This window comes from Pedobacter sp. L105 (genome assembly GCF_009765875.1).
Classification (GTDB): Bacteria; Bacteroidota; Bacteroidia; order Sphingobacteriales; family Sphingobacteriaceae; genus Pedobacter.
Genome location: NZ_LMUP01000007.1, coordinates 249,173 through 256,087, shown reverse-complemented (window position 1 = coordinate 256,087; position 6,915 = coordinate 249,173). Strand labels below are relative to the sequence as shown.

Below are 6,915 nucleotides of genomic sequence, written 5' to 3'. Positions count from 1 at the left end.
GGAAATAAAAAAGATGCCCCCGCCTATGCCGGGCGAAATCCATTATTCCTTTGTTCAGTTAGCTTATTCCTCAGAAAAAAAGAACTAATCTTATATGTGCGGTAAATCATCGGGCGAAAACATTTCAATTATGTCGGCAGTTATCAATTATACAAAAATTACCCCTGAAATTCTTACCCGGATAGCCCAGGCTATAGGTATAGAAAATGTGTTTACAGATGAGGATTCGCTGGCAAATTACAGTCATGATGAAACTGAAGACTTGCATTATTATCCTGAGGTGGTGGTAAAACCTGCAAATACAGCAGGAGTTGCCACTCTGCTAAAGTTATGTAATGAGATCGGTGTTCCAGTTACCCCAAGGGGCGGGGGTACAGGACTTAGCGGCGCTGCACTGCCGGTTTTTGGCGGTGTTTTATTATCTATGGAAAAGTTTAAAGCGATCATTTCTATTGATACAGATAATTTACAGGCTACGGTAGAACCCGGAGTTATCACCGAGGAGTTCATCAATGCGGTTGCAGCAGAGGGGTTGCTTTATCCCGTAGATCCGTCCAGCAAAGGTTCCTGTTTTATCGGTGGTAACGTTGCACATGGTTCCGGTGGCCCGAGGGTGGTGAAATATGGTACCATCAGAGAGTATATTTTAAACCTGGAAGTAGTTTTACCTACCGGGGAAGTCATTTGGACGGGCGCTAATACCTTAAAATATGCGTCTGGTTATAACCTTACCCAACTGATGATTGGTTCTGAAGGAACGCTAGGCGTAGTGACAAAAATTGTAACCAAATTGATACCCCTGGCTAAGCACAGTGTGTTGATGCTGGGTTCATTCGCTGAAAATGAGCAGGCCTGTGGAGCAGTGTCGGCAATTTTTAAAACGGGTGTGATTCCTTCTGCTTTAGAGTTTATGGAACGCAGAGGAGTAGAGTGGGTCGTAAAATATGATGATATTAAGTTCGAAGTTAAAGATGGTATCAATGCCTATCTGTTAATTGAGTTCGACGGAGGAGATATGGATTCGATCTTCAAGGATTGTGAGCACGTTAATACCGTTCTGGAAGCTTTCGGCTGCACCGATGTATTGTTTGCAGATACAGCACAACAAAAGGAAGAGCTTTGGCGAATGCGCAGGACGATGGCCGAATCTGTGAAGGCTAATTCTGTCTATAAGGAAGAAGATACAGTGGTGCCCCGCGCAGCTTTGCCTCAGCTGATCAGTGGTATCAAAGAGATTGGTTCCCGGTATGGCTTTGAGAGTGTTTGTTACGGGCATGCTGGTGATGGAAATCTGCATATCAATATTATCAAGGCTGGCATGAGTGATGACGACTGGAAAAATAAATTGAAAGACGGGATTATAGAGCTATTTCAGCTAACAGCCGATCTTGGTGGAACAATATCGGGTGAACATGGAATAGGTTTGGTTCAAAGGGAGTTTATGTCTATCAAGTACAGTGAGGTCCATCTGAATTTGATGCGGAATATTAAAAAGGTATTCGATCCGAATAGTATCCTGAATCCGGGAAAGATATTTTAGAATAGGCTGTTCAGCCATAGTCTGTTTTGAGTTTTTTGATGAACCGGGTAAAATATGCTTACCCATTATTCTATCCGGTTCATCAGTGCCCCATTCTGAAATATATCCCCTGATCTTAGAGATTGCAGAATATTGGGCAGCTTATAGCTGCTCGAAGGTGACCATTTTATTTTTTTCTGTTTCAGGAATGGGAGTAGATTTTTTTGTCGTGTGATCAAAAGCCACACATACCGTTTTCCCTGTCCCGCATACTACTTCATCACCATTTACATGTTTTACCAGTAAATATTCAAGGTCAAAACTGCTGTCGCCAATTCTTGAAGTACGTACATAAATGCTCAGCTGATCTTTTGGATAAACCGGACTCAGGTAGTTCATGGAAGCCTGTGCTACGATCACCCCTGTTTTTTCCCAATCCCAGGATATGGCGTGTGTCCAATACTTGGTTCTGGCAATTTCGAGGAAAGTGAAGTAGGTTACATTGTTCACGTGGCCCATCATATCGAAGTCGGCAAAACGTAGCTCTATTGACGTTTTGTACTTAAAACTTTCGTGATTATGGGCTTTTACTGACTTTTTGTCTGTAACAATTTCTTTTTTATGCCATAATGTCTTTAAGTTCATAGGAAAAATGTGTTGGTATGAGAGTTGAATAAGTGATTATAACAATTTAAAAATCAAAAATTAAAAGGAATATAACCATGACATTAGTAAAATTTAACAACCGCACAAGAAACAATGCACCTTACTTTAACAATGTTTTCGATTCTTTGTTCAGTGATGCATTAAATAAAAATTACACTATTAATAAAGTTCCGGGTGTGAACATTTTGGAATCTGAAAAGGATTATACAGTTGAACTGGCTGCACCTGGTTTGGTAAAAGAAGATTTTCAGATCAATCTGAAAAAAGATACACTTTCAGTGTGGGCTGAGAAAAAAACTGAAGATACTGCAGTCCAAAAAAATTACAGCAGAAAAGAGTTTGATTATTTATCATTCGCAAGGTCATTCGTTTTGCCAGAAACAGTAGATGCAGAGAAAATTGCTGCTGAATATGTAAATGGAATATTGACCATTACTATTGGTAAAAAAGAAAACTTAGAGCCTGAAAGCAAAGAAATTAAAGTTTCATAATAAGTGTTTCATTTTTTTGGTTGAAGAGGGGCATTCCGAAAGGTTTGCCCCTTTTTTTTCATTAAAAGGGGATATTCTTTGGGGGTAAAAAACAATGGTACTGTTTTCTTCCTCATTCCTTGGAATTAAGGAATGCATGTCAGAAAACAGTACCATTGTTTTTTTCTCTCCAGGGAAGATCTCCTGTTCAGGGGGAGCCAAAAGGAGTAACCTTTCTCCATTATCCGGGAGGATATCATCCGGGCAGGGTTTATAATAAATGCATGTCAGAAAACAGTACCATTGTTTTTTCTCTCCAGGGAAGATCTCCTGTTCAGGGGGAACCAAAAGGAGTAACCTTTCTCCATTATCCGGGAGGATATCATCCGGGCAGGGTTTATAATAAATGCATGTCAGAAAACAGTACCATGTTTTTTTCTCTCCAGGGAAGATCTCCTGTTCAGAGGGAACCAAAAGGAGTAACCTTTCTCCATTATCCGGGGGGATATCATCCGGGCAGGGTTTATAATAAATGCATGTCAGAAAACAGTACCATTGTTTTTTCTCTCCAGGGAAGATCTCCTGTTCAGGGGGAACCAAAAGGAGTAAACTTTCTCCATTATCCGGGGGGATATCATCCGGGCAAGGCGTAGAGGGGTATCCATTTAATTCGGGATCATCATCATTTGTTATTATTAGTCTAAAGACTAATTTTTCTATGATGCGGGGCAGAATGAATAATCAGGGCGGCACATAGTCTGCGCATGATGTATAAATTATGTGTTGAATTGAACATCATCTCTATTATTTTAGCAGCAATTGGAAAAGGTACATTATGATCTGTTATATTTATTCGCAAAGGCTAGTTTATTCCCAGTTTCCGGTAATGTTTACAACAGTACTTAAGGAAGAATACCAGGTGAATGCATTTTGCTGGTCGGTGATAAAAGTTGAACCCCAAACATCTGAAGCAAAAAGGAGATGTGTGCCGTTCACATCTTTCACATATAAGTTATAGCTGTATTTGGTATCACTGGAAGAGAATTTTCCATCCAGAGTTACTTTATCGGGTACATTGATCACTAATGGAGCTAAATTATTCGTGGTAACACCTGTATAAACCTGGCTTTTATAGAAAAGCGGATAATTGTATGATTTGTTGTCTAAATATTGATAGGTGGTATTATTGTTTGATTTATATATCTCTACCCAAACATCTCCGCCAATAAATTTTGTTAGGGGTGATAAGTCGTTGCCGACCCATTTGTTGATGTCAGTGATAGTAATCTGGTGTATAGTTGGAACCAATACTTTTACTTGTTTTTTTTGTATAGAGGATTCTCCTTTGGAATTTTTTACGGTTAACGAAATGGTAATGTTTCCGCCTTTTTTAAAAGTAATGTATGGGGTTGCTTCAGTCGATGTTGTTCCGTCACCGAAATCCCATAAATAAGTTGATCCGTTAGTAGAATGGTTAGATACGGTATTACTTGTGCCCTGTGTTACTGCAATGTTTGATCCGGTAATACCATCAAACGAGAAATCAGCTGCAGGGGCTGGTGCGGTATTGTCTTTTTTACATGCACTTATGCTTAGACAAAATAACAGAGCGATAAAATAGAGCTTTTTCATTGAGGTTACATCTTTTGTTGTTTATTAGGTTAGTTGTTACAATATAGATATTTATTGTCTTGTTGTGGAAGTGTAACGTGAATTTTGCTGAGTGATAATGACTTGAAGTTGATGGTCTTAATTTTTGGGCAAAAAAAATCCCGTTCAAGTGGAACGGGATCTGGGATAATTTAGTGGGGGAGTTCTAGGTGTAACCCAGGATTTTTAATACCTGTTTACTGTTTTGCTCTTCTCCAAATACTTCGAAATTGAAGGTTTCATCGCGGTTGCGACGGATGATGACGTGTTTAGGACTTGGTAATAAACAATGGTGGATGCCACCATAGCCACTTAGCACTTCCTGGTAAGCACCAGTATTGAAGAAACCTAAATATTGTACTTTACGGGTTTTTGGCATAAACACAGAGTTCATATGTGCTTCCTGGTTGTAGTAATCCTGACCATCGCAGGTAATACCACCTAAGTTGACCCTTTCGTATTCTGCATCCCAGTTGTTGATCGGTAACAGAATATATTTCTGGTTCAATGCCCATACATCCGGCAGGTTAGTAATAAAAGAACCATCCAGCATCAGCCATTTTTCACGGTCGTTTTGCTGTTTACGTCCCAATACTTTGTACAAGATGCCTGAAGCTTCTGCTACGGTGTATTTTCCAAATTCTGTAATGATATCCGGCTCTACCACATCGTGCTCAGCACAAATTTCTTTGATACGTTTTACGATCTCGTTTACCATGTATTCATAATCGAAATCAAAAACCAATGAATCTTTGAATGGCATACCACCACCAATATCCAGCGTATCCAGTTCAGGATTGATCTTTTTGAATTTACAGTATAAGGTAACGTATTTTTCCAGCTCATTCCAGTAGTATGGAGAATCCGTAATACCAGAGTTGATGAAGAAATGCAGCAGTTTTACCCTGAAATTTGGGTTCATCGAGATCTTATTGTTGTAGAAATCAATTACGTCTTCCATACGAACGCCTAAACGGGAAGTATAGAATTGTGAATCCGGCTGTTCCTCTGCAGCGATACGGATACCTAAATTACAAGGGGTATCCAATTCAACTTCATCATCAAAAAGGTTAAACTCCTCTTTGTTGTCAAGCACCGGAATGATGTTTTTATATCCGTCGTGCAACATATCGATGATATATTGTTTGTATTGGTAGGTTTTAAAACCATTACAGATCACTGTGATATCTTTAGTCAGGGACCCTTTTTTCTCCAGGGCTTCAATCATCGGCATATCAAATGCAGATGAAGTTTCCAGGTGAATGCCATTTTTCAGTGCCTCTTCAACGATATGACGGAAGTGGGAACTTTTGGTACAATAGCAATATTTATAATCACCGCGGTAATTGTTCTTGATGATCGCTGTCTGAAACAGCAGTTTTGCCTGCTGGATCTTTTTGGAGATCATCGGAAGATAAGTAAAACGTAATGGAGTACCATAAGTTTCAATCATTTCCATTAAATTCAGATCCTGAAAGTATAGTTCGTCGTCAATAACGCTGTATCCTTCCTGAGGGAAACCTACACTAAGATCAAGAAATTCGGAGTAACTCTGCATTTTTTATATTTTTGAACAATTATTTAAAGGGTTGGCAAATTAAAATGAGTTAATTTTGGTGCCAAAGATAAACACTTTAGAATACACTGGTAATTTTTTTTATGACCAAGAACTTAAAAATTATAGAAGTTAAGTCGGAGTTAGGCGCAGGTACCCGTGGGGCCAGCCTTGGCGTAGACGCGATTAAAATTGCTGCCCTTGATTTTGGAAGTAGATTCTTTAAAACGCACAAGTCTGTAGAAGTGCCCAATGAGAACCATTTATTGCTTGAAAGCAGCGGCAGCCCTTATGCCAAGCGGATTTCAGGTATTTTAACCATGGTGGAAAGAGTGGCAGAGCAGGTGGAAGAAACTCTGGGTAAACATGAATTTCCTGTAGTACTGGCCGGCGACCATAGTACAGCTGCGGGAACGATTACAGGAATAAAAAAAGCCAATCCTAAAGCTAAACTCGGGGTAATCTGGATCGATGCCCACGCAGATCTGCATTCTCCCTATACTACACCCTCCGGAAATATGCACGGAATGCCATTGGCGATGGTGCTGGATGAGGATAATCTGGAGTCGAAAGTGAACAACCTGGACCAGGAAACATTGAATTATTGGTACCAGCTGAAAAATGTAGGTAAAATAGCACCGAAGATCAATTATCGTGATCTGGTACTGATTTCTGCCAGAGATATGGAAAAACCTGAAGAATCTTTGATTAAGAAAAATAAAGTCAAGAACTTTACCACCGCGGAATTAAGAAAAAGAGGGGTAGAAAGGGTAGTGATCGATACTTTACAATACCTCGACCACTGCGACCTGATCTATATTTCTTTTGATGTAGATTCCCTGGATCCTACAGCTTCAAGAGGAACGGGCACCCCTGTAGCACAGGGGCTTACAGAGCGTGAAGCTGGTAACCTGATGTCGCGGTTCCTGGCATACCATAAAGTATGTTGTTTTGAGATCGTAGAAGTAAACCCTACGCTCGACCGCGAAAATCAAATGGCAGAACATGCCTTTGAGATTTTAATTAAGGCTACCAATGCCTTTAGAAACGAATAA

The 6,915-nt window shown here is 39.8% G+C and carries 7 protein-coding genes; 4 read left to right on the top strand and 3 right to left on the bottom strand.

Annotated features, from left to right (window positions below; genetic code table 11):
* The first annotated feature begins 130 nt into the window (after positions 1-130).
* Positions 131-1,540: an FAD-binding oxidoreductase gene (locus GSQ84_RS14710; protein WP_158798030.1), complete on the top strand. Its 1,410-nt coding sequence runs from the start codon at positions 131-133 to the stop codon at positions 1,538-1,540.
* A gap of 141 nt (positions 1,541-1,681) precedes the next feature.
* On the opposite strand, the gene GSQ84_RS14705 is transcribed toward GSQ84_RS14710, so the two are convergent.
* The gene (locus GSQ84_RS14705; protein ID WP_158798029.1) at positions 1,682-2,164 is read right to left on the bottom strand and encodes a thioesterase family protein; all 483 of its coding nucleotides are present in this window, start codon (positions 2,162-2,164) and stop codon (positions 1,682-1,684) included.
* Positions 2,165-2,241: 77 nt separating this feature from the next.
* Between GSQ84_RS14705 and GSQ84_RS14700 the strand changes: the two genes are divergently transcribed.
* Entirely contained in the window at positions 2,242-2,676 is a 435-nt protein-coding gene (locus GSQ84_RS14700) for an Hsp20/alpha crystallin family protein (protein ID WP_158798028.1), read from the top strand.
* A 155-nt stretch (positions 2,677-2,831) separates the two neighbouring features.
* Positions 2,832-3,308, top strand: coding sequence for a hypothetical protein (locus GSQ84_RS14695; protein WP_158798027.1), 477 nt, complete (start codon positions 2,832-2,834; stop codon positions 3,306-3,308).
* Between the two features lie 214 nt (positions 3,309-3,522).
* Here GSQ84_RS14695 and GSQ84_RS14690 read toward each other — a convergent pair whose 3' ends face one another.
* Entirely contained in the window at positions 3,523-4,287 is a 765-nt protein-coding gene (locus GSQ84_RS14690) for a PKD domain-containing protein (RefSeq protein ID WP_158798026.1), read from the bottom strand.
* Positions 4,288-4,471: 184 nt separating this feature from the next.
* The gene (locus tag GSQ84_RS14685) at positions 4,472-5,863 is read right to left on the bottom strand and encodes an arginine decarboxylase (protein ID WP_158798025.1); all 1,392 of its coding nucleotides are present in this window, start codon (positions 5,861-5,863) and stop codon (positions 4,472-4,474) included.
* Positions 5,864-5,964: 101 nt separating this feature from the next.
* On the opposite strand from GSQ84_RS14685, the gene rocF reads away from it, so the two are divergent.
* Complete coding sequence (gene rocF / locus GSQ84_RS14680; RefSeq protein ID WP_158798024.1) at positions 5,965-6,915, top strand: arginase; 951 nt, start codon at positions 5,965-5,967, stop codon at positions 6,913-6,915.

Excerpts from the sequence above, each read along its gene's own strand:
- GSQ84_RS14710 (WP_158798030.1), top strand. The coding sequence starts at position 131 with ATGTCGGCAGTTATCAATTATACAAAAATTACCCCTGAAATTCTTACC.
- GSQ84_RS14705 (WP_158798029.1), bottom strand. The coding sequence starts at position 2,164 with ATGAACTTAAAGACATTATGGCATAAAAAAGAAATTGTTACAGACAAA.
- GSQ84_RS14700 (WP_158798028.1), top strand. The coding sequence starts at position 2,242 with ATGACATTAGTAAAATTTAACAACCGCACAAGAAACAATGCACCTTAC.
- GSQ84_RS14690 (WP_158798026.1), bottom strand. The coding sequence starts at position 4,287 with ATGAAAAAGCTCTATTTTATCGCTCTGTTATTTTGTCTAAGCATAAGT.
- GSQ84_RS14685 (WP_158798025.1), bottom strand. The coding sequence starts at position 5,863 with ATGCAGAGTTACTCCGAATTTCTTGATCTTAGTGTAGGTTTCCCTCAG.
- rocF (WP_158798024.1), top strand. The coding sequence starts at position 5,965 with ATGACCAAGAACTTAAAAATTATAGAAGTTAAGTCGGAGTTAGGCGCA.